Consider the following 19,770-nt stretch of genomic DNA (forward strand, 5'->3'; position numbering starts at 1 on the left):
GGGGAAGATTAGGGAGATGGGGAGACTTGTACTGAGCGGAGCCGTTGACGCAGCCTCTCGCAGAGAAGTATGGGGAGATGGGGAGCAGGGGAGCAGGGGAGCAAGGGAGATGAGTTTTTCCCCTCTGCCCAATGCCTAATGCCCAATGCCCAATGCCCAATGCCCTATTTTTCAAGTCACAAGTCTATTGATTTTGATTCCTGAATTCTGAATTCTGAATTCTGAATTCTTCTTTTTAATTTTCAGTTTGATACTGTTCCTCAAGCAAGAGCGCTGCTTGTCGCTTAGCATGAATATTTTTCATGTGCTTTTTCACTGTATTGATAGTTATGAAAAGCTGATTGGCAATTTCTTTGTAGCTGTGGTTGTTTCTGTAGAGGAACCAAATTTCTGCTTCTCGATGCGTCAGATCGAATTTTTTAACTTCGCTGAGGGCTACGTCTTTGAGAGATTCATATTTATTTTGGATGGTTACCAATAAACAAGGTACATCAAATCCATCCATATTCAGTAGTCTAACTCGAATTCTAAAAATATTTGATTTATCCAGTACAATTTCATGTGAAAAAGTGACCATTGTATCAGGAAGTAAAGACTGGTTTCTCAGTAATGATTCACAAAGATTCCAGATAGCAGGCGGTAAAAAATTTTCAGTACAATTTTCTTGATGGAATTGAGAAAAAATGCGATGAGCAGATGCGTTGGCATGAAGCACTTCTCCAGCTTGATTTAAAATTAAAATTCCATCCTCTAAGCTTTCGATTACTTCTTCCAAAAAATCAGCTCGTTGTGAGTCACGGTTGATATTTTCTCGCAGTTGTGTTTCAATTAATGTCTTTGTTAAAGTCATCATATTAGGTATTTTAATATACAAAATGTTAGAAGACTACGGGATTCGTGGAGTTGGGATATACACCATGAGTTTTTTTGATGGTTTAGGTGAATAAATTGGTTGAACATGACAGTTCAATTACCTTAACGAATCAAATTTAAGTTTTATTTTTGACAAAAAAGTTTAAAAATACTTAAATTTAACAGATTGTGTAGTTTTTGGGAATTAATCTAGGCATCATTTATATACAATTCGGAAATTGTCTATTTCGGAAATTGTCTTTAATAAATTTGCGATCGCCATCCAAGTTTTGATGTCTGTTGACTCTTTGTTTCTCCTATTCTTAACGCTTAATAACGCTTTGCTACGCACAGATTTTCTTCTATCATAAGGGTAGTAATTGGACTAGTTTGGAGGATGCTGGCAGGATAGACAAGGCAGTAAAATCATCTGCAAGACCCTTGTATTAAATTAACGATCGCCCAAACATACAACTGTTATTTGAGTTGAAATAAAAATATACACAGGTATATATTTACGCAGATGGTTTATAGTTTTAGTAAAAAATACTACTTTAGTTTGTGAAAGATATCAGTGTTGACGGTTGACGGTTGACTGTTGACGGTTAACAGTCAATAAACCTCACATCTAATATTTCAGAAATTATTTGGGATTGCTATGTAAACAATAGACTTCTTGCATAAGTCGGGAAAAGGCGAAGGGGGAAAGGGTAAAGGTTTTGTATTGTCCCCTTCCCCTTTAACCTTTTCCCTTTTCCCAACTCTTGCAAAAAACACTTTTGCAAGAGGTCTAATATCTTTGTGAGATATATGGTTTAGGCGGCGATGAAAAATTTTTATTAAAATGCAGATGTTTACTAGGCGGCGTGCTGTGTACCTAAATTCAGTAAATAATCGATGATTAATAAATTACAAGACTACAATCCCAGTGGCGTAGGCGAAATTAATGGCAACCTTTTGGGTTTACCATTCGATTATGAGTCTGCAAACTTGATTGTCTTTGGTGTTCCGTGGGAAGTCACTGTTTCCTATGGTGCAGGTACAGCGAACGGGCCACAACGGATTTTAGATGCTTCTACTCAATTAGATTTGTTCGATTTCGATCGCCCCGATGGCTGGAAACAAGGAATTTTCATGGTGGAAATTCCCCAGGATATCTTAGAAAAAAACAAATATTATCGTGGCTTATCAGCGAAAATCATCGACAGGTTAACCCAAGGAAAAGAAATCTCAGATACACCAGATTTAACACCCGTACTTATAGAAATAAATCAAGCTTGTCAACAAGTTAATCAATGGCTGTTTGATAATTGTCAGCAAGCAATTAACAATGGTAAACGGGTTGCAGTCATTGGAGGAGACCACAGTTCGCCTTTGGGTTATTTCCAAGCGTTAGCGGCGAAATACCCGAATTATGGGATTTTACATATTGACGCACACGCAGATTTACGGAACGCCTATGAGGGATTTGAATTTTCCCATGCGTCAATCATGTTTAATGGCATGAAAATACCACAAATTTCCAAGTTAGTGCAAGTTGGTTTACGTGATATTTCCCATGATGAAGTTCAGATGATTAATAAATCTGATGGTCGGATTATTGCTTATTACGATCCAGCTATTAAACAAAGGCTTTATGGTGGCACAACTTGGATAGAGTTATGTCGAGAAATTATCAATCATTTGCCTGAGCATGTCTATGTTAGCTTTGATGTGGATGGTTTAGATCCAAAACTGTGTCCGAGTACAGGTACTCCCGTTCCGGGTGGCTTGGAATTAGAGCAAACATTTTGCCTGTTTCGGGAGTTGGTGAATAGCGGTAGAAAAATTATTGGCTTTGATGTCTGCGAAGTTGGTGATGGTGAATGGGATGGGAATGTTGGGGCGCGGATAGTTTATAAGCTAGCGAATTTGATGGATTTATCTTTGGAGAATTGAGGAGTCAGAAATCAGAATTCAGGAGTCAGAATTCAGAATTGAGAATAAATTGGAGGCTGATGGTTGACACTCTCCGCACTAAAAGTGCGGAGATTCTTTGAAAGAGGGTAACCACAAATGTCTACTTATTAGGCATGTCTATTGCGTAGGGGCGGGTATACAAATATCCTCATTTACTCAACGATAATCCTAGTAAACCCGCCCCTACCTTAATTGTCTTTGCTTGTGAGGGCTGGAACTGGACTACAGAGTACTGTTTTATATCATATCCGCGTGATTATTTATTAAACCCGAAAAACCCCAAAGAGACAAAGCTACGCTTTGTCTCCCCTCTCCTTACCAAGGGAGGTTTTGGCTTTAGACAAAACCTGGGTGGGGTGATGCGGATGGTGATATTGAATTATTGGATTCAAAACTACGTCATGGTAAAGGTTTCATGTTAAGTTGACACCAATCTACAATCGCCCACCATCGCATTTAACAATTCTTCAAAGCTTGATTCGCCAAGAATATAAGCGATTAAATTCACTTAATTGGATTTTTGCTGACAAGTCACTATCTCATAAATTAAGCAAATTAAGCAAACCCAAACAGAAAACAACAGGTTAGCTCACTAGTTTAAGGAAATTGAGCAAAAGCATTTGTAGTCATGTTTGAAAAACAGCTTGTATATTGCCATATTCATCATGAAGCCTGTTGAAGTTTTTATTTCATATCACCACAAAGACGAGCAGCTATGCAAAGAGTTACAGAAGCATCTACTACCTTTGCAGCGAGAACAGATAATTAACAGCTGGCATCCTTATCAAGTTGTCGCTGGACAAGAGATCAAAGGTGAAATAGATCGACATCTAAACCAGGCTGAGCTGGTCTTACTACTAATTAGCCCTGATTTCACTTCTTCAGACGAACATTGGACTGGTCAAGTTAAACAAGCACTAAAGCAGAATGAATCGGGCAAGGCTCATGTGATCCCAGTGTTGCTGCGTCATGCGGATTGGAAAATTCCGCCAATTGATGGACTATCTGCACTACCTAGTAATGACAAACCGATAAAAAGCTGGGATGACATAGATCTGGCATTCGTGGATGTTCTTCAAGGAATTAAAGAGACAGTACGATTAATTGCTAACTCAGATTCGGCATCGCCGAAACAAACTGTACCAGAACTAGAAAATCATCAGTATCAGTTCACAAATCTTATCAAAGAAGGAGATCGTTTGTACGGAGAGCAAAAGTTAGAGGAAGCTGCTCTGAAATACAAAGCGGCTCTTAATCTTGACTCTAACTCTGTGTATGCTCAAAATGCACTGGGAAACGTATTGTCTACTCAAGGCAAGTTGGAAGAAGCAACTATCGCTTATCGCCAAGCTCTCAGCATCAATCCAAATAATGCAGTTGTTAACTATAACTTGGGGAATACACTCAAAACCCAAGGTAAGTTAGAAGAAGCGATCGCTTTTTATGAAAAAGCCCTACACCTCAACCCAAACGATGCCGATTTTCACAATGCTCTGGGGAGTGCGCTCTACGCTCAAGGTAAGTTAGAACAAGCAAGCGCCGCTTATCAAAAAGCTCTCAAACTTGAATCAAACAATGCACTTACTTACTACTGGTTGGGGAATACGCTGTACGATCAACGCAAGCTAGAAGAAGCAAGCAGCGCCTATGAACAAGCCCTAAAACTCGACTCAAAAAATGCAGATTTTTACAATGCGCTGGGGAATGCACTGTACGCTCAAGGCAAGTGGGAAGAAGCAAGCAGCGCCTACCGCCAAGTCCTGCAACTCAACTCTAATTATTCAAACGCTCATCATAGACTAGGGAATGCGCTCTACAGTCAAAGCAAGTGGGAAGAAGCAAGCGCCGCATACCGCCAAGCTCTTTATCTTAACCCCAACAATGCAGTTACTCACTATTGCTTGGGTTTAGCCTTCTCTGCTCAAAAAAATTGGGAAGAAGCGATCGCTGCATATCGTCAAGCTATATACCTCAATCCAAACGATGCAGATTTTTACAATCGACTAGGGGTAACACTGTACAATCAAGACAAACTAGAGGACGCGATTACTAAGTATCGCCAAGCCATCAACTGCAACCCAAACTATGCAGATGCTTACTATAACCTGGGGAGTGCTTTGGAAAAACAAGGCAAGGTAGAGGAAGCAATTTTTGAGTATCGTCAAGCCATCAATTCCAACCCAAACTATGCAGATGCTTACTATAACCTGGGGAGTGCTTTGGAAAAACAAGGCAAGGTAGAGGAAGCAATTTTTGAGTATCGTCAAGCCATCAATTCCAACCCAAACTATGCAGATGCTTACTATAACCTGGGGAGTGCTTTGGAAAAACAAGGCAAGGTAGAGGAAGCAATTTTTCAATATCGTCAAGCAATCAACTCCAACCCAAACCATGCAAATGCTTGCAACAACCTGGGGTTAGCACTGTACAATCAAGACAAACTCGAAGAATCCATCGTACAACTGGAAATAGCTGTTCGTATCGATCCCAGTAACACTGTGTTGTGCAATAACTTCAAGTTTCTGACGAATAAGAAAGATGCCAGAACTCAAAATAGTTTGGGATTATCGCTGTACGAGCAAGGCAAGCTAGAAGAAGCAATTGTCAAGTATCGCCAAGCCTTAAGCCTCGACCCAAACAATGTATATGCTCACAATAACTTGGGGTTAGCGCTGTACAAACAAGACAAGCTAGAAGAAGCGATCGCCGCCTGTCACCAAGCTATACGCCTCGACTCAAATCTTTCGGAAGCTCACAATAACTTAGGACTTGCTTTGGAAAAACAAGGCAAGCTAGAGGAAGCAATTTTTGAGTATCGCCAATCTATCAACTGCAACTCAAACAATGCATACGGTCATAATAATTTGGGGTTAGCTCTGTACAATCAAGACAAACTCGAAGAAGCCATCGCACAACTGGAAATAGCTGTTCGCCTCAATCCCAGTAGCACCTTATTTCATGACAACTTAGAGTTTCTTCGCAATAAGAAGAAGAATAAAGATGATGCAATAGAACTAAATAACCTGGGGTTTGCACTGTACAACCAAGACAAACTCGAAGAAGCAATTGCTAAGTATCGCCATACACTAAGCCTCGATCCTAAACTTTCAGAAGCTCACAATAACTTAGGACTTGCTTTGAAGAAACAAGGCAAGCTAAAGGAAGCGATTTTTGAGTATCGTCAAGCCCTCAGCTATAAATCAAACAATGCAAACGCTCATAATAATTTGGGATTAGCGCTGTACGAACAAGATAATTTAGAACAAGCGATCGCAGAAGTGGAAATAGCTGTTCGTATCGATCCCAGTAGCACCCTATTTCGTGACAACTTAGAGTTTCTTCGGAATAAAAAGAAGGGTTTTTGGGGAGCTTTATTTGGTTAGTAGAATATTCTCAGTTTTATTCATCTCAAGACTGTGCGATCGCCTGTTGTTGACGATGCGTTCACGAAGTATCCCGAAGGCATTGCTCAACCTCAAAGCTTCATCTTTCCACTTTTGAACAAGAATTGTCGAGCAAAAAGGGCGATCGTTCCACCTCAAAACCTCATCATTCTACCTCTGAACACGAAGCTTCCACTTTGGAACAAGAATTGTCGAGCAAAAAAGGCGAGATTTTGTAAAATTTACTTCCATACAGCCATTTAATCAAGTAAATTCAAGAATATGTCTAATCCAGTTAAAGTATTTTTTTCTTACTCCCATAAAGATGAAGCCTTGCGTGATGAGTTGGCGACTCATCTGGCCATTCTGAAACGTCAAAAAATTATCGAAGCTTGGCACGATCGCGAAATTAGTGCTGGTACTGAATGGGCAAATGCGATCGATGAAAATCTGGAAATTGCAGATATCATTCTCTTGCTCGTCAGTGCTAACTTTCTGGCTTCAAATTACTGCTACGACATAGAAATGAAACGCGCAATGGAGCGACATGAAACGCGAGAAGCTCGTGTTGTTCCCATTATTCTCAAGCCGACGGACTGGAATGATGCGCCTTTTGGAAAACTAGAAGCACTCCCTAAAAATGCTAAACCTGTGACAACCTGGCAAGACCAAGATGAGGCTTTTTTTAATGTCGTTAAAGGAATTCGTAGAGTAGTTGAAGAAATCACAAAATCAAAAAATTCTCCCTCAACCGCTTTTCAAAATACTACACCTACAACTTCCACCCCTTCTCAAACAAGTGGAGGATTAACAGGTGGCCAGCGTCGAAGATTAGAAGAAGAACGGGATTCAGTCCAAGAACAGTATGACATCGTGAGCAAAATATCGGCACGGTTGCGCCAAACATACGCCATTGAAACGGATGTCGCTACAAAATTCAAGCTAGAAGTGCAAATTCGGGAAAACCAAACAGAAAAGGATAGATTAGCTCAGCAGCTTGAGGAAATCGAGCAAAAGCTTTTGTAGTTTTCTTTTAAAACAGCCCAACCATTTTAATAGTATTTGTGAAAATATAGCAGTCCGATTTGATTAATGAACTGATCTGTATAGGCAAACAAGCAATAGGCAATAGGCAACAAGGTTATAAAAGAGTAGAGTATACGGAATTTTGTTCAAAAATCAAATAGGATTCCTATATTTCATCACCAATCATGAAACACCTTGAAGGTAAAGTTACATTAGTCACAGGGGCAACGCGGGGAATTGGTCGGGGAATTGCTGTTGGTCTGGGTGAAGCAGGTGCAACTGTCTATATTACTGGTCGCAGTTTAAACAATTCTTATGCCAATGATGATATTTCGGGGACTTTAACTGAAACGCAATTAGCCGTTGAACAAGCTGGTGGTGTATGCATTCCCGTCCAAGTAGACCACAGCGATGATGAGCAGGTGCGTTTGCTCTTTGAACGTATCCAAAATGAGCAAAATGGACAACTAGATTTGCTGGTTAATAATGCTTATTCAGGAGTGAGGGCAATTAAAGACGCTTACGGGCGACCTTTTTGGGATTGCGAACCCAGTCTTTGGGATGCTAGTAACAATGTTGGACTTCGTAGCCACTATGTAGCGAGTGTTTTTGCTGCTCGGATGATGACTAGGCGCAAATCTGGACTAATTTGCACCATTTCTTCGTGGGGCAGTATGTCTTATATCTTTAACGTAGCATACGGGGTTGGTAAAACAGCCTGCGATCGCCTCGCTGCTGATATGGCTGTGGAACTAAAACCCTATAATGTCGCTTCGGTTTCAATTTGGCCTGGTATTGTTGGTACTGAGCTTTTTTCTCGTTTTGCTTCTGAAGCTAACCCAACAAATGCTACTAGCCAGAGAAATTCGTTTTTCAGCGATCGCTATAACTGGGAAACTCCATTATTCACCGGACGAGCGATCGCTAAACTTGCTGGCGATGCAAATATCATGAATCGTACAGGACGCTTGCAGATTGTTGCCGAACTCGCTAGCCAATATGGAATTGTCGATGAGAATGGCGAACAACCCGCTTCATTACGTTCTCTGCGTTTTGTGCTATCTGCTGCATTGCCCGCACTGAGACAATATTCATCTTTCATACCCGATATTAAAATGCCGTGGTCACTTTTACAACTTACTGCCCTGAGTTCGCCTAAAGTTTAAAGGGCATTGGGCATGGGGCATTGGGCATGGGGTAGGAGTTAGAAAACTAGGTTTATTCACCTGGGAACTGGATTAATAGACCTTTTGTACTCTTGTGGTCAAAGGGATGCATCTTTATTGGGGAAAAGGAAAATACCAAACCTTTCCCCTTTCACCCTTACCCTTTTCCCGACTTCTCTTAGAAGTCTAATGAGTATTTGAATTGGACGGTATCGAACAGATTATTCTCTTGAAAAAGTAAGAAAATAAGGCAATTTTAGTCTTATTCTGCTGAATTTATTTTTTTGGCCTCACAAAATCTTCACAATCTTTTTTATACACTATGAGCAAGAAATTAGGCAGATGGCAAAACATTCAAAATCCTTAACTCCAAAGCTTGAATGCTATTTGGATAAAACTGGAAGTTTATCTCTGTTTTGTCACCTAATTGTCGGGCATCTCCTACCAAAAGAAATTGGTAGCTGACTCATAAAGTTTGTGAATCAATTTCAACATCTAATTAACGAGGAAAAATAATGAATATATTCAGATATTTCAAGAAGATTCTTGGAGTCATTGCCGTTTTATTCATGATTTATGCGACTTTATTTCCTGGAATAGGAATGGCAGCTTCCCTCCCTGCTCCTACTAGTAGTGGCTGCACTTTCATTGGTGAATTGAAGATAATACCAGATCCAAACTATCCCAATGAAATTGATGTTATACCTCCCACTGTTATTGTTAACGATGCCAGTGGATGTGCCTTCATAGCTGACTCAATTAAGTTACCAGAAGCTTTGAGGGTTGATAGAGCTATTGTACAGTTGCCTGTAGGTGAAAGTGGAGTTGTTAAGAGTCTTCAGATTAATCAAATCGATGATGAAAACAATAAAACTCTTATTTATGGCTGTTCTAATTTAAAAGTTGCAAATGGCACGAATTTGAATGTATCTTGCGGAGGGCCATCGTATTTACCAGCGAACAAATCTTTGGAATATACTGCAACTATCGCAGACTTTAAGCCAGGTACTAATTTTGCGATTACGCTGATAGCATCCAAGTCTATACGAAAAGATTTGTAGTAATTATGCGCCCTCCTGTGCCATCAGTAGCACCTACAACCAATGCCTAAGATGGTGATTGCACAGAAATCTGGATAAGTTAAGAGAGTTTTCAGACTCAACCATCAGGCGATCGCCTCCCCCAATACCCCATACATCCTGCTTTTAACCCTGCTCATCAGTGCTGTGAGCAGGTTTTTGCTGTTTTCCTCTAAAATACAGTCAACAGTCAAATTCAACAGTCAAATTCAACAGTCAACAATCAACAGTCCCCCATGCCCCATATCCAAAATAAACTATCCTGAGATATATAAAACTTTGTATCCTGGTTTTAATAAGTCGTACATAATTATTTAAAAACTGGTGCAAGAAGATTTTAGATTAATTGTTGATTTAGTTTCAGTTTTGGCGGTTGCAGCTTGTGGCGGACTGTTAGCGGCACTTTTGCGACAGCCGGTGCTGCTGGGGTATCTCATTGGCGGGATGATTGTCGGGCCAGCCGGACTGGGAGTGATTAAAGAAGTTATTCAAGTGGAGACTCTGGCACAGTTCGGAGTAGCCTTTTTATTATTCGCTTTGGGTGTAGAATTTTCTTTTGCGGAACTCAAGAAAGTCAAAGCGATCGCTCTGGGTGGCGGTGGACTCCAGATTGCTTTGACAATTTTGGTGACGGTGACGGTATGCGGGTTAATTGGCGCTTGGGGAACGTTACCTGCTAAGGGGATGTTTTTGGGCTGTATTCTTTCGTTGTCTTCCACGGCGGTTGTCCTCAAGTCGTTGATGGAACGCAATGAAACCGAAACGCCCCACGGACAAGTGATGTTGGGGATTTTGGTTGTCCAGGATTTGGCGCTGGGATTGATGTTGGCAGTGCTACCAGCCCTCAACCAACCAGCAGAAACCATTGGTATCGCTGTACTCACAGCCCTGGCGTCCATTGCTTTATTTGCCGCAGGTGCGATCGCAGCAGGGATTTGGCTGATACCGCCTTTGTTGCGACTGTTAGCCCGTACTGAAAGCAAAGAATTATTTTTGTTGGGCGTTGTCGCTTTATGTTTGGGCATCGCCTTGCTCACAGAGCATTTGGGGCTATCCATCGAAATGGGGGCGTTTGTCGCCGGGTTGATGATTTCTGAGGTGGAATACGCCGATCAAACCCTGACTTACGTGGAACCATTGCGAGATATCTTTGCCAGTTTGTTTTTCGCTGCCATTGGCATGTTAATTGACCCGGTGTTTTTGTGGAAGAACCTGGAATTAATTTTAGTGCTGGTGGCCATAGTTTTTATCGGCAAGTTTCTGATTATCACCCCCCTGGTAAAAGTATTTCGCTATCCTTTGAAAACAGCCTTAATTGCTGGTTTGGGACTAGCGCAAATCGGGGAATTTTCCTTTGTTCTCGCCAGTGAAGGGCAAGCTTTGGGTCTAGTGTCCCGACGGATATATTTACTGATTTTGGGAACCACAGCAGTCACCCTCGTGGTGACGCCATTTGTGCTGCGGTTTGTGCCATTGTTATTTAACTTCGCCGAATCCATGCCTTGGTTGAAACCCTATTTAGCAGATGACCAACCACGGGATATGTCAGAAGATTTACCTTCAAAAGACCATGTGGTAGTTTGCGGCTATGGGCGAGTAGGCAAAAATTTAGTGAAATTATTGCAGCAACATGACCTACCTGTGGTAGTAATCGATCAATCAGAAAGTAGAATTCAGCAGTTGCGGGAAGCTGGGGTAGCTTATGTTTATGGCAATTGTGTGAGTTTACACGTTCTGGAAACTGCCGGAGTCAATCATGCCAAAGGTATGGCCATCGCACTTCCAGACCCTATGAGTACTCGTCTTTGCTTGAAACGAGCTTTGGAATTGTCGCCAGAATTAGATTTAGTTGTCCGCGCTACCCACAATCGAGACATTGAAGTGCTGTATCAACTGGGAGCCAGGGAAGTGGTGCAACCAGAGTTTGAAGCCAGTTTAGAAATGGTGACTTATTTATTAACTGGCTTGGGCTTCTCCCAAACTCTCGTTCAACGGGAAATGCAGCAAATTCGCAAGGATCATTATTTAGACTTGCGGCCAGAACGTTCTCCTACTGAAGTTGCCCAGGATTTGCGCCAAGCAACTCAAGATTTAAATCAGCGCTGGTATCCTCTACCATCTGGTTCGCCTTTAGTTGGCATGAGCTTAGAAGAAGCAGATATGCGTTACTTAACAGGGGCAAGTTTGATGGCAATTCGCCGCGCTAACGGGGATGAAATCGATTATCCCAGTAGTGAAATGCGTTTGCAAGAAGGCGATCGCTTGCTGGTGGTGGGAGCAGATGAAGAACTGGCCGCTTTAGCAGAATTCGCCAAGGGACAAGCAGCTGTCCCCGGAGAAAATAGTGCTTGTCAGTGGGTGACGGTGAATGCTGACTCGCCAATTCTCGCTAAAACTCTTGCAGATTTGGATATCACCAAACAATACGGCGTACAAGTGCAGGCAATCCGCCGCGATGGCAAATTTATCCGCTATCCTGATGGCAACATGGATTTGCGAGTCGGCGACCAAGTATTGTTGTGCGGTGGCTTGACAGGTTTGAGTCAACTACAACAGTTATTTGGGATTCCAAGTTCGGTATCCCTGTAAGAAAGTGACGAGTGCTATTTTGAACTCATTGATTCAGAATTCAGAATTCTGACGTGAGTCTTAAGTTTTTGGTTTAATATAAGCGATCGCTTGTTTCCAAACAGTGGTTTGCTCGCTGTTTTCATCTACAATGCATACACAATGAGGGTCTTGCCATAAAACTCTCCCTGTAAGTACATCCCCAGTCAGCAACTTGAACTCTGCTGGTGTTGTTTGTTTAATCAGGATTTGAACTTGTCTAATACTAGGCAAAGAGGTGTCAAATTCAGTAATCATAGTCATTAGTCATTGGATATTGGGCATTGGGCATTGGGCATTGGTTATTCACTAATGACTAATGACCAATGACAAAACACAAATATAATTTATTGATTTGGGAAATGGCAATCGAATTTACTAAGTATCATGGACTAGGTAACGACTTCATTTTGATTGACAATCGCTCGTCTTCTTTGCCTGTGGTGACTCCAGAGCAAGCCATTAAGTTGTGCGATCGCCATTTTGGCATTGGTGCTGATGGTGTAATTTTTGCCCTACCCGGTGAAAACGGCACTGATTACACCATGCGGATTTTTAACTCCGATGGTTCAGAACCGGAAATGTGTGGTAACGGTATTCGCTGTTTAGCTGGCTTTTTGGCAGAGTTAGAGGGTGAATCCCGCGATCGAGACTCATATCGCATTCATACCCTGGCTGGTGTAATTACACCCCAAATTTTACCTAATGGTCTAGTGAAAGTAGACATGGGTTTACCCAGGTTACTCGCTGCGGAAATTCCCACTACCTTGACACCCGCCCAAGAAAAAGTAATTAGTCAGCCCTTAGAGGTGGCGGGACAAACTTGGGAAGTCACCTGCGTCAGTATGGGAAATCCTCACTGCATTACTTTTGTGGAAGATGTTGCCGCCATTGAACTAGAAACCATAGGCCCAAAATTTGAACATCACCCAGTTTTTCCCCAACGCACAAATACTGAATTTATTCAAGTAGTAAACCGTGACTATTTGAAAATGCGCGTCTGGGAACGAGGCGCGGGAATTACCTTGGCTTGTGGTACTGGTGCTTGTGCTTCCTTGGTGGCTGGGGTGCTAACAGGAAAGTGCGATCGCACTGCCACCGTAGAATTACCAGGCGGTTTGTTACAAATTGAATGGTCAGAAATCGACCAACGAGTTTACATGACAGGCCCAGCTCAACGAGTATTTACAGGTAAGCTTTCTTAAACAAGTCGCAAGTACAGTTTTGTCATGGGAATTTAGCGCAAAGTCAGAGCGGAGGTTTCCTCCGTAGACGCCCTTCGGGCGTCTTGTCGTCAGACATCTGAACTTTGTAAGAGAGACCCCACAACAAAACTTGCTTTTTTATTGAACTGGGGGACAAAAAAGCGCCGAATTGGCGATCGGCAGTTCTTGATTCTGTTAGCTTAGTGGGTCGTAGCCCATTCTGAATTCTGAATTCTGAATTCTGAATTCTAGATCTAAACATTCATCAAGAACTAGCTTCATTGAGAAGGTTAATAGCATCTCCATCGAGTTTCAGATTAGCAGCTTGGATAATATCGTTGAGTTGCTCTAGGTTTGTTGCACTCACAATAGGAGCGGTAATGCTTGGATTAGCAATTAGCCATGCTAGAGAAATTTGGGTGGGAGTAGCATTATATGACTTGGCCACACCATCAAGTGCCTCTAAAATCGTAAAACCGCGAGGATTTAAATATTTTTTTATCGAACTACCACGGGCACTAATAGACAAATCTTTTTCTGAGCGGTATTTACCAGATAAAAAGCCACTAGCTATGGAAGAATAGCTAATTACACCAATTTCATATTCTTGGGCGATTTGTTGTAAATCTCCTTCGTAACCATCCCGGTCATACAAGTTATAACGGGGTTGGAGGCTTTCGTAGCGAGGATAATTATTTTGATGGCTAATTTCTAATGCCTGTAGCAAACGAGAACCACTATAGTTGGAAGCACCAATAACACGTATTTTTCCTTGACGAATCAATTCACCGTAGGTTTCAAGAGTCTCTTCCAGGAGAGTATTTTCATCATCAATATGGGATTGATACAAATCGATATAATCGGTTTGTAATCTCTGCAATGAGTCTTCAACAGCTTGTTGGATGTGTTTGCGAGAAAGTCCTTTGCCTTTAACACCCATATCACTGCCAACTTTGGTTGCGATCGCTACTTGGTGACGATTACCACGTTGTTTGAGCCATTTTCCTAAAATTGTTTCTGATTCTCCACCTTGATTTCCTGGTGCCCATTTAGAATAAACGTCAGCTGTGTCAATAAAATTACCTCCAGCCGCTACAAAGTTATCTAGTATCTCAAATGAAGTATTTTCATCAATTGTCCAGCCAAAAACGTTACCACCAAAAGATATTGGTGAGACTTCTAGTTCTGAACGTCCGAGTTTACGTCTTTCTGTGATGGCCATGAATTTTCTTCTAAAACAGTTTCAGAATTATTTCTGCTAATTATTACTTTGGGTAATGAAAAATCAAGTTTGCTACTATTAGTTTGAATATAGTGTTGACTGTTGATTGTCAACACTATATTTTTCACAACTGAAATAGAATTGCTATATATTAACCTGTGACTATTTTCTTACGCTTTAATACTAATCCTAAACCACTCGCTAGGAGTACGCCGACAATAGCAGTGGGTTCGGGAACAACTTCAACTTTTGCAGCCACAACCTTGAAATCTGGGCCGTTATCGTTAGGAAGATCGGGAATTAACCCATTATTATTAGAGCTAGTTAATCGCAGTGTTTTTGTGGTAATTCCATCCAAAGTAATGCCGATAGAACCAATGTTGAAAGGCCCATTGTTCAGAATGGGAGCAACTACTGTGCTGATGTTATAGTCGGCTTTGGTGTAGTTTTGTCTCAAGATTTTGTAAGTTCCTATCACTGCATTATTGTCATCCAAAGCTTCCACTAATAAATCACTATCGCCTGCCACTGTTCCGCCTGCTGTTCCGCCACGTTCCCAAAAAAAGAAGGTATTCACGGGATTTGCAAAAGAAACTTCAATGCTGGCTTTATTGGCATTTTCTCGTGTTACCAAGATGCTATTCAGATTTAAGTTGCCCAAACTACCAACAATGTCTCGATCGGTTGGGTTTGGTTTTGAAGGCCCTTCTGGAACTAAATTGTCATCAGCAGTGTTGGGGCCTCGTCCTGAATTTAGTACGCCGAATACACTTGTGTCGGGAAGTGTGTAAGTGTCGTTTTGCAGAATTTTTGCTTGGTTGACGACTTCAAAGTTGTTAATGGTTGTGTTATTAAATTCCACTGAGTCTAGGCGGATATCTCTAGTGGGATCGTTGAGTAAGTTGCTTGTGGGGTCGTTTATGGGAGTAGCTGTGACATTAGTTTTAAAGGAAAAGGCTGTAAATGATGCTGCTTGCGCTGGAACTGCGACCATTAAGGAGGTTATCGATATGGAAGTAGTACTTGTGGCGATCGCCATCATTTTTGCCAAGATAGTTTTCATTGGAATTTCACCTGATATTTTGAAAGCTTTTGATTAAGTAATTTACAAATACTACTTAAAATCTATCTACTAACCGTATTTTTAGAAATATCCCATAGCTTTTTATCTATGTCAATAACTGGGACAAAACGCTTGGAGTCAAGAAAGCTTCTCTGTAAAGGCAAAGGAACGGGATTACGGTGGAGCGGTATTATTTAACTGGGCTAACATCCAATACGGTTCGGATAAGCAGTATGAAGTTCCCTTGTGGTCTGGGAAAAGGTTAAGGGGTAAAGGGTAAAGGATGTATTTGAAACCTTTCCCCTTTAACCTAACCGTATTGGGCTAACACCCATTGAGAATTGAAAATAGTGCGGTAAATAGGATTTTTAATTTTCAGGTAACCGTTGTGCTTCTGGACTAATCCCGATAATAAAAGCTCTGTTTGTTCTGGGTTATTATCAATATGTGTCGGGTATGGGGTACTCAAAGAGGTACTAGAGGGGAAGGACTCACTGGAATTTGGTCTCGGTTGCTGTGCTTCCTGTGCTTGTAATATTTGGTGATAAAGACTTAGTAGCCGTCCTGATTGCTGTTGGTTGAAGAAAAGTAAGCGATCGCGAATGGTGCGGAGGTGTTGCGGTTGATCTTGCGATTCCCAGTCTTGGATAATGTGCGATCGTACTAATTCCTCTACCCAAGACGCTGCACTTTTTGGGGATAAATTAATCTTACCAGTTGATGTTTTGAAGGTAGTTTGCATCACTAATTGACAAAGTTTCTGGGTTAAAAAAGGTTGCCCACCACTCCAGTAAAGAATCTCTTGTAATACAATTTCTGGTTGGCTGATTACCGTCTTTAATCCTGGTAGTAATGGTTGAGTTTCATCTAATTTAAAATCAAATAATTCAATGGCTGTAGCAATATTAAAAAGTGTCTGCTGGCTGTCTGTAATTAAACCTGATGGACTGGCTACCCCAAATAATGCAAATCCCAAGCGTTTAAAATTTGGATTGTATGCTTGTTGTTCGTAACAATATCGAATCCAGACAAAAAAATCGTTAACAGGGAAATTCAAATTCAACAAACTATCAATTTCATCAATGAAGATAAAAATACCTTTTGTTTGGCAAGTTTTCTGGATATTTAACAATAAAAATTCTTCAATAAATTGGTATAGTTTTTCTACAGGAGAAAGATTTGCTTGCATCTTCCACCACTGCTGAAAGTTAAACTCTTCTGCCAAATTTAAGCTGTATAACAAACTGATAATAATGCTTTTGTACCATTGTGCTGGCGTAATATCGTCACTCACCAACTGCGTCAAATCTAAATAAACAGATTCATAGCCTTCTTTTTTCAGACGATGACTAGTTCGCTGTAATAAGGATGATTTACCCATTTGGCGAGACGTAAATATGTAGCATAAATTACCATTTTTTAAATTGCTATAAAGTTTTTCGTCAGCCTGACGCACAATGTACGTGGGATCGTTAATGTAGAGGCTACCGCCAACTTGGTATCTCATGTAAGAAGATTCTAGAGTGAAGGAAAATACAGAATTCAGAATGTGCTACGCTAACAGAATTCAGAAATCTTTCAATGTGGCGAAGCAGCGCATTGAATTGTTGCACCACCAAACTTTCAATTTGGTGTGGTATTTCACCACTTATTCAGACGCCGCTACATTTACTTATTTAATAATTTAGCTGGCAACAAAAATTATTAAATAATTATAAAATTTTGATAGTATTTGCTAAACAAAGCTATTTTGCAAAAATCTTTCATTGCTATGTAATTTGGCAAAAATATCTATCTATTTTGTCTTGACATTTAATAATGTTGATAATTTTATAGTCACCAATTTCGTCCTTAACTGTCTTAAGTGTCTTAACTGTCTTGTTGACTATTTTTTTAGGGTCTTAATCGGCATTGCATTTTATTGGCAATGATGAGAAGATACAAACTTAACAAGACAAAAGACATTTATCGGTATCCCAATTGCAGGAATCCGATTTGATTTTGCAGCAAGTTATATAGGTATTAAGTAATGTAATAAGCAATAGGTAAGCTACCAAAACTATTTGGCATTGCACATCTTTTATTGTGAGTTGTTAACTGTTGACAGTTACATGTCAGCAAGGAACACCATAACCGAATGTGCTGTTTAAAAGCCTAATATTATGACTCATATTAGATTCGGAGAAATACACATATAGCAATTCTATTTGAGTTGTGAAAAATTTCAGTAGTGGTGGTTGATTGTTGACTGTTAACAGTCAACGGTGAACAACAGCAAGATTTCACAAATCATTTAGAACTGTTATGGAGTGTGTTATACCAATTCTTCATGAAGCTGCATAGAACTTTACCCCTCCCCTTGCCAAGGGGAGGGTGCGCGTTAGCGCGGGTGGGGTCTTTGTATGCGTCTTCATATTAAATTGGTATTAGGCGTAAGCCGTGACGCATACTCTAGGGCTTTTAGTGCGTTTTTTCAAAACTCAAATCAGATTCCTATAGTTTCGTGAATGTTTACCTGTTGTAACAATACATTTTACTTATTGAGTATCTTCAACGCTATGTCTCAAATGAATTGATTTTCTGAGGAGAAAAAATTATGACTTCATTAAACCATAGACCAATTAAAACATTAGCACAAGGTAAAAGTATTCAACTGTCTGAAAAGCATGTAAAAACGGATAAATTTTTTATTCATAAAACCCTCAGGGACGGAGGTAGAATTCGATTTAAAGTTCGTTATTCTGCTGAATTAACAGATTTCTGTTTGCTAGAAATTATTCTGATGAATGCCCAGACTGAAACACAGATTGCTAGCATGACGATTCCCAACGGTGGCTCTACAATTAAGGTTCAGGAACAGGAGCAGGAATTTAGTATTTGGGAATCAGGAGATTATTATTTCCTTTTCAAAATGTCTTCTCCAAGTGGAACATTTTTAATTGAAGAATATCATCTTTATTGGTTAATCAGTTGATCGTAGTAGGTAATCAACAATAGTATTGAAAGTGTCTTGTTGTCTTGGTTTGATACTCAGTTTATGTTCTACTGTTAATTGTTGACAGTTTGTAGTCAAGAAAAAAGGTGTCGGGTGGGGGTTCTCTCCATTGGTGTCAACTTAAGTTAGAAATGACTTAAGTGTCAGCTTCCTCACCCCCCTTGAATTATAATTTTAAGCTATAGGAATCCGGTTTGATTCGTGAATTTACTTGTCTAAGAAGAGAATAGGGAACAGGGAACAGGGAACAGAAAAAAGGGAGTATAAGTGTAATGAGTTTTTTCAGAAATCAAATATGAATCCTATAATACCTAAGAGGTTGTTTTAATAGTGGTTGGCTGTCATTTTAATCATATTTTACCGCCCTTAATTTCCCTGATTTTTTGAATGAGTATCATTTGAGATTTTAGATTCATTAGATGTACTTTTTTCTGTTGTTCTAATTAAAGCTTTGGTGACGAGTTTTTCAAGTTTAACTACTTGGAGTAGATTTTCCCAGTCTTTAGCCAGTTGCGAATCATCTACATTTGTGAGACGGAGTTCGGCTATGGTTGTCAAAGCATCGTACCAAATGCCATTTTTTGCGTAAATTGCTGCTTGCTCGCGTGGTGAAGATTTCTTGATTTGTTCGCGTAATGATACATCTAAATTGACACGTTGTACCCAGCCTTCCACATAATTTGATGTTCCTGGTTGAGAGTCACAAGCAACTTTAACTTTAAAAAACCAATGATAAGGTTTGTTAGCTTCGAGAATATTTTTTTGATTTTGCAATTGTACGCGTACAATTCCTGGTATTGGTGGTGCTGTGATATTTTGACGATAAATTGTTGTATCGTTATCAGTTTGTAAAACAAATTCAAGGGATTTAATAGAAGATTTTTCATAGGGAATATAAAACCAAAAACTGGGCTGTTCTCTACTAGTTAATCCCCAGATTTCTGTGATGGTAACTGTTTGATTTGTGCCTGTTTTTAATTGTTGTTCATAGCTAGGAACGATAGCAGTTAAAGGTACATCAAGTTGAGTACACTCTCCCCGTGAAGCTCCTTCTCCTCGGTTTCCTGGTGCGCCGCGATCGCTGGGTGGGGGAGGTGGATTAAAATGAATTGGGTTGGATATTTCTGCTAGTGCTAGGGAAGTATTTAAGTAACTCATCAACATGATGAATGTAGTAATTTTTGTTACCTGTTGAAGAAATTTTTTCATTTGT

General features: G+C 40.3%; 14 protein-coding genes. 8 read left to right on the forward strand and 6 right to left on the reverse strand.

Annotated features, from left to right (window positions below; genetic code table 11):
• Window positions 1-235: 235 nt before the first annotated feature.
• A complete protein-coding gene (locus GNE10_RS03845) occupies window positions 236-853 on the reverse strand; it encodes a helix-turn-helix transcriptional regulator (protein WP_185563729.1) in 618 nt (205 codons plus the stop codon).
• Between the two features lie 896 nt (window positions 854-1,749).
• On the opposite strand from GNE10_RS03845, the gene speB reads away from it, so the two are divergent.
• From speB to GNE10_RS03875, 6 genes are all read left to right on the forward strand, one after another.
• Window positions 1,750-2,790, forward strand: a complete 1,041-nt coding sequence (gene speB, locus GNE10_RS03850) for an agmatinase SpeB (RefSeq protein ID WP_185563730.1) — start codon at window positions 1,750-1,752, stop codon at window positions 2,788-2,790.
• A 686-nt stretch (window positions 2,791-3,476) separates the two neighbouring features.
• Entirely contained in the window at window positions 3,477-6,194 is a 2,718-nt protein-coding gene (locus tag GNE10_RS03855; RefSeq protein WP_185563731.1) for a toll/interleukin-1 receptor domain-containing protein, read from the forward strand.
• Between the two features lie 282 nt (window positions 6,195-6,476).
• Complete coding sequence (locus GNE10_RS03860) at window positions 6,477-7,220, forward strand: toll/interleukin-1 receptor domain-containing protein (RefSeq protein ID WP_185563732.1); 744 nt, start codon at window positions 6,477-6,479, stop codon at window positions 7,218-7,220.
• A gap of 185 nt (window positions 7,221-7,405) precedes the next feature.
• The gene (locus GNE10_RS03865; protein WP_185563733.1) at window positions 7,406-8,386 is read left to right on the forward strand and encodes an SDR family NAD(P)-dependent oxidoreductase; all 981 of its coding nucleotides are present in this window, start codon (window positions 7,406-7,408) and stop codon (window positions 8,384-8,386) included.
• Window positions 8,387-8,901: 515 nt separating this feature from the next.
• On the forward strand, window positions 8,902-9,447 hold the full coding sequence (locus GNE10_RS03870) for a hypothetical protein (RefSeq protein WP_185563734.1): 546 nt from the start codon (window positions 8,902-8,904) through the stop codon (window positions 9,445-9,447).
• Window positions 9,448-9,789: 342 nt separating this feature from the next.
• Window positions 9,790-12,054 carry a cation:proton antiporter gene (locus tag GNE10_RS03875; RefSeq protein WP_099065806.1) on the forward strand — a complete coding sequence of 755 codons (2,265 nt, stop codon included), beginning with the start codon at window positions 9,790-9,792 and terminating at the stop codon, window positions 12,052-12,054.
• A gap of 60 nt (window positions 12,055-12,114) precedes the next feature.
• Here GNE10_RS03875 and GNE10_RS03880 read toward each other — a convergent pair whose 3' ends face one another.
• Window positions 12,115-12,330: an Hfq-related RNA-binding protein gene (locus GNE10_RS03880; protein WP_099065807.1), complete on the reverse strand. Its 216-nt coding sequence runs from the start codon at window positions 12,328-12,330 to the stop codon at window positions 12,115-12,117.
• Window positions 12,331-12,434: 104 nt separating this feature from the next.
• Here GNE10_RS03880 and dapF point away from each other — a divergent pair, with 104 nt between their 5' ends.
• On the forward strand, window positions 12,435-13,277 hold the full coding sequence (dapF, locus tag GNE10_RS03885; RefSeq protein WP_185563756.1) for a diaminopimelate epimerase: 843 nt from the start codon (window positions 12,435-12,437) through the stop codon (window positions 13,275-13,277).
• A gap of 265 nt (window positions 13,278-13,542) precedes the next feature.
• Here the strand turns inward: dapF and GNE10_RS03890 are convergent, their stop codons facing one another.
• From GNE10_RS03890 to GNE10_RS03900, 3 genes are all read right to left on the reverse strand, one after another.
• On the reverse strand, window positions 13,543-14,499 hold the full coding sequence (locus GNE10_RS03890) for an aldo/keto reductase (protein WP_185563735.1): 957 nt from the start codon (window positions 14,497-14,499) through the stop codon (window positions 13,543-13,545).
• 151 nt (window positions 14,500-14,650) lie between these two features.
• Entirely contained in the window at window positions 14,651-15,562 is a 912-nt protein-coding gene (locus GNE10_RS03895; RefSeq protein WP_185563736.1) for an exosortase-dependent surface protein XDP2, read from the reverse strand.
• A gap of 310 nt (window positions 15,563-15,872) precedes the next feature.
• Entirely contained in the window at window positions 15,873-17,069 is a 1,197-nt protein-coding gene (locus tag GNE10_RS03900) for an AAA-like domain-containing protein (RefSeq protein WP_185563737.1), read from the reverse strand.
• Window positions 17,070-18,158: 1,089 nt separating this feature from the next.
• Between GNE10_RS03900 and GNE10_RS03905 the strand changes: the two genes are divergently transcribed.
• A complete protein-coding gene (locus tag GNE10_RS03905) occupies window positions 18,159-18,536 on the forward strand; it encodes a hypothetical protein (RefSeq protein ID WP_185563738.1) in 378 nt (125 codons plus the stop codon).
• Between the two features lie 387 nt (window positions 18,537-18,923).
• On the opposite strand, the gene GNE10_RS03910 is transcribed toward GNE10_RS03905, so the two are convergent.
• Window positions 18,924-19,766, reverse strand: coding sequence for a DUF928 domain-containing protein (locus GNE10_RS03910; RefSeq protein WP_185563739.1), 843 nt, complete (start codon window positions 19,764-19,766; stop codon window positions 18,924-18,926).
• Window positions 19,767-19,770 lie beyond the last annotated feature (4 nt).

The sequence above is a fragment of the Nostoc sp. 2RC genome, from assembly GCF_014222165.1.
GTDB lineage: Bacteria > Cyanobacteriota > Cyanobacteriia > Cyanobacteriales > Nostocaceae > Nostoc > Nostoc linckia.

What these genes read in the sequence shown, in the direction of transcription:
- GNE10_RS03845 (WP_185563729.1), bottom strand. Translation starts at nt 853, where the DNA reads ATGATGACTTTAACAAAGACATTAATTGAAACACAACTGCGAGAAAAT.
- GNE10_RS03910 (WP_185563739.1), bottom strand. Translation starts at nt 19,766, where the DNA reads ATGAAAAAATTTCTTCAACAGGTAACAAAAATTACTACATTCATCATG.
- GNE10_RS03900 (WP_185563737.1), bottom strand. Translation starts at nt 17,069, where the DNA reads ATGAGATACCAAGTTGGCGGTAGCCTCTACATTAACGATCCCACGTAC.
- GNE10_RS03880 (WP_099065807.1), bottom strand. Translation starts at nt 12,330, where the DNA reads ATGATTACTGAATTTGACACCTCTTTGCCTAGTATTAGACAAGTTCAA.
- GNE10_RS03890 (WP_185563735.1), bottom strand. Translation starts at nt 14,499, where the DNA reads ATGGCCATCACAGAAAGACGTAAACTCGGACGTTCAGAACTAGAAGTC.
- GNE10_RS03860 (WP_185563732.1), top strand. Translation starts at nt 6,477, where the DNA reads ATGTCTAATCCAGTTAAAGTATTTTTTTCTTACTCCCATAAAGATGAA.
- speB (WP_185563730.1), top strand. Translation starts at nt 1,750, where the DNA reads ATGATTAATAAATTACAAGACTACAATCCCAGTGGCGTAGGCGAAATT.
- GNE10_RS03865 (WP_185563733.1), top strand. Translation starts at nt 7,406, where the DNA reads ATGAAACACCTTGAAGGTAAAGTTACATTAGTCACAGGGGCAACGCGG.
- GNE10_RS03895 (WP_185563736.1), bottom strand. Translation starts at nt 15,562, where the DNA reads ATGAAAACTATCTTGGCAAAAATGATGGCGATCGCCACAAGTACTACT.
- GNE10_RS03905 (WP_185563738.1), top strand. Translation starts at nt 18,159, where the DNA reads ATGACTTCATTAAACCATAGACCAATTAAAACATTAGCACAAGGTAAA.
- GNE10_RS03855 (WP_185563731.1), top strand. Translation starts at nt 3,477, where the DNA reads ATGAAGCCTGTTGAAGTTTTTATTTCATATCACCACAAAGACGAGCAG.
- dapF (WP_185563756.1), top strand. Translation starts at nt 12,435, where the DNA reads ATGGCAATCGAATTTACTAAGTATCATGGACTAGGTAACGACTTCATT.
- GNE10_RS03870 (WP_185563734.1), top strand. Translation starts at nt 8,902, where the DNA reads ATGAATATATTCAGATATTTCAAGAAGATTCTTGGAGTCATTGCCGTT.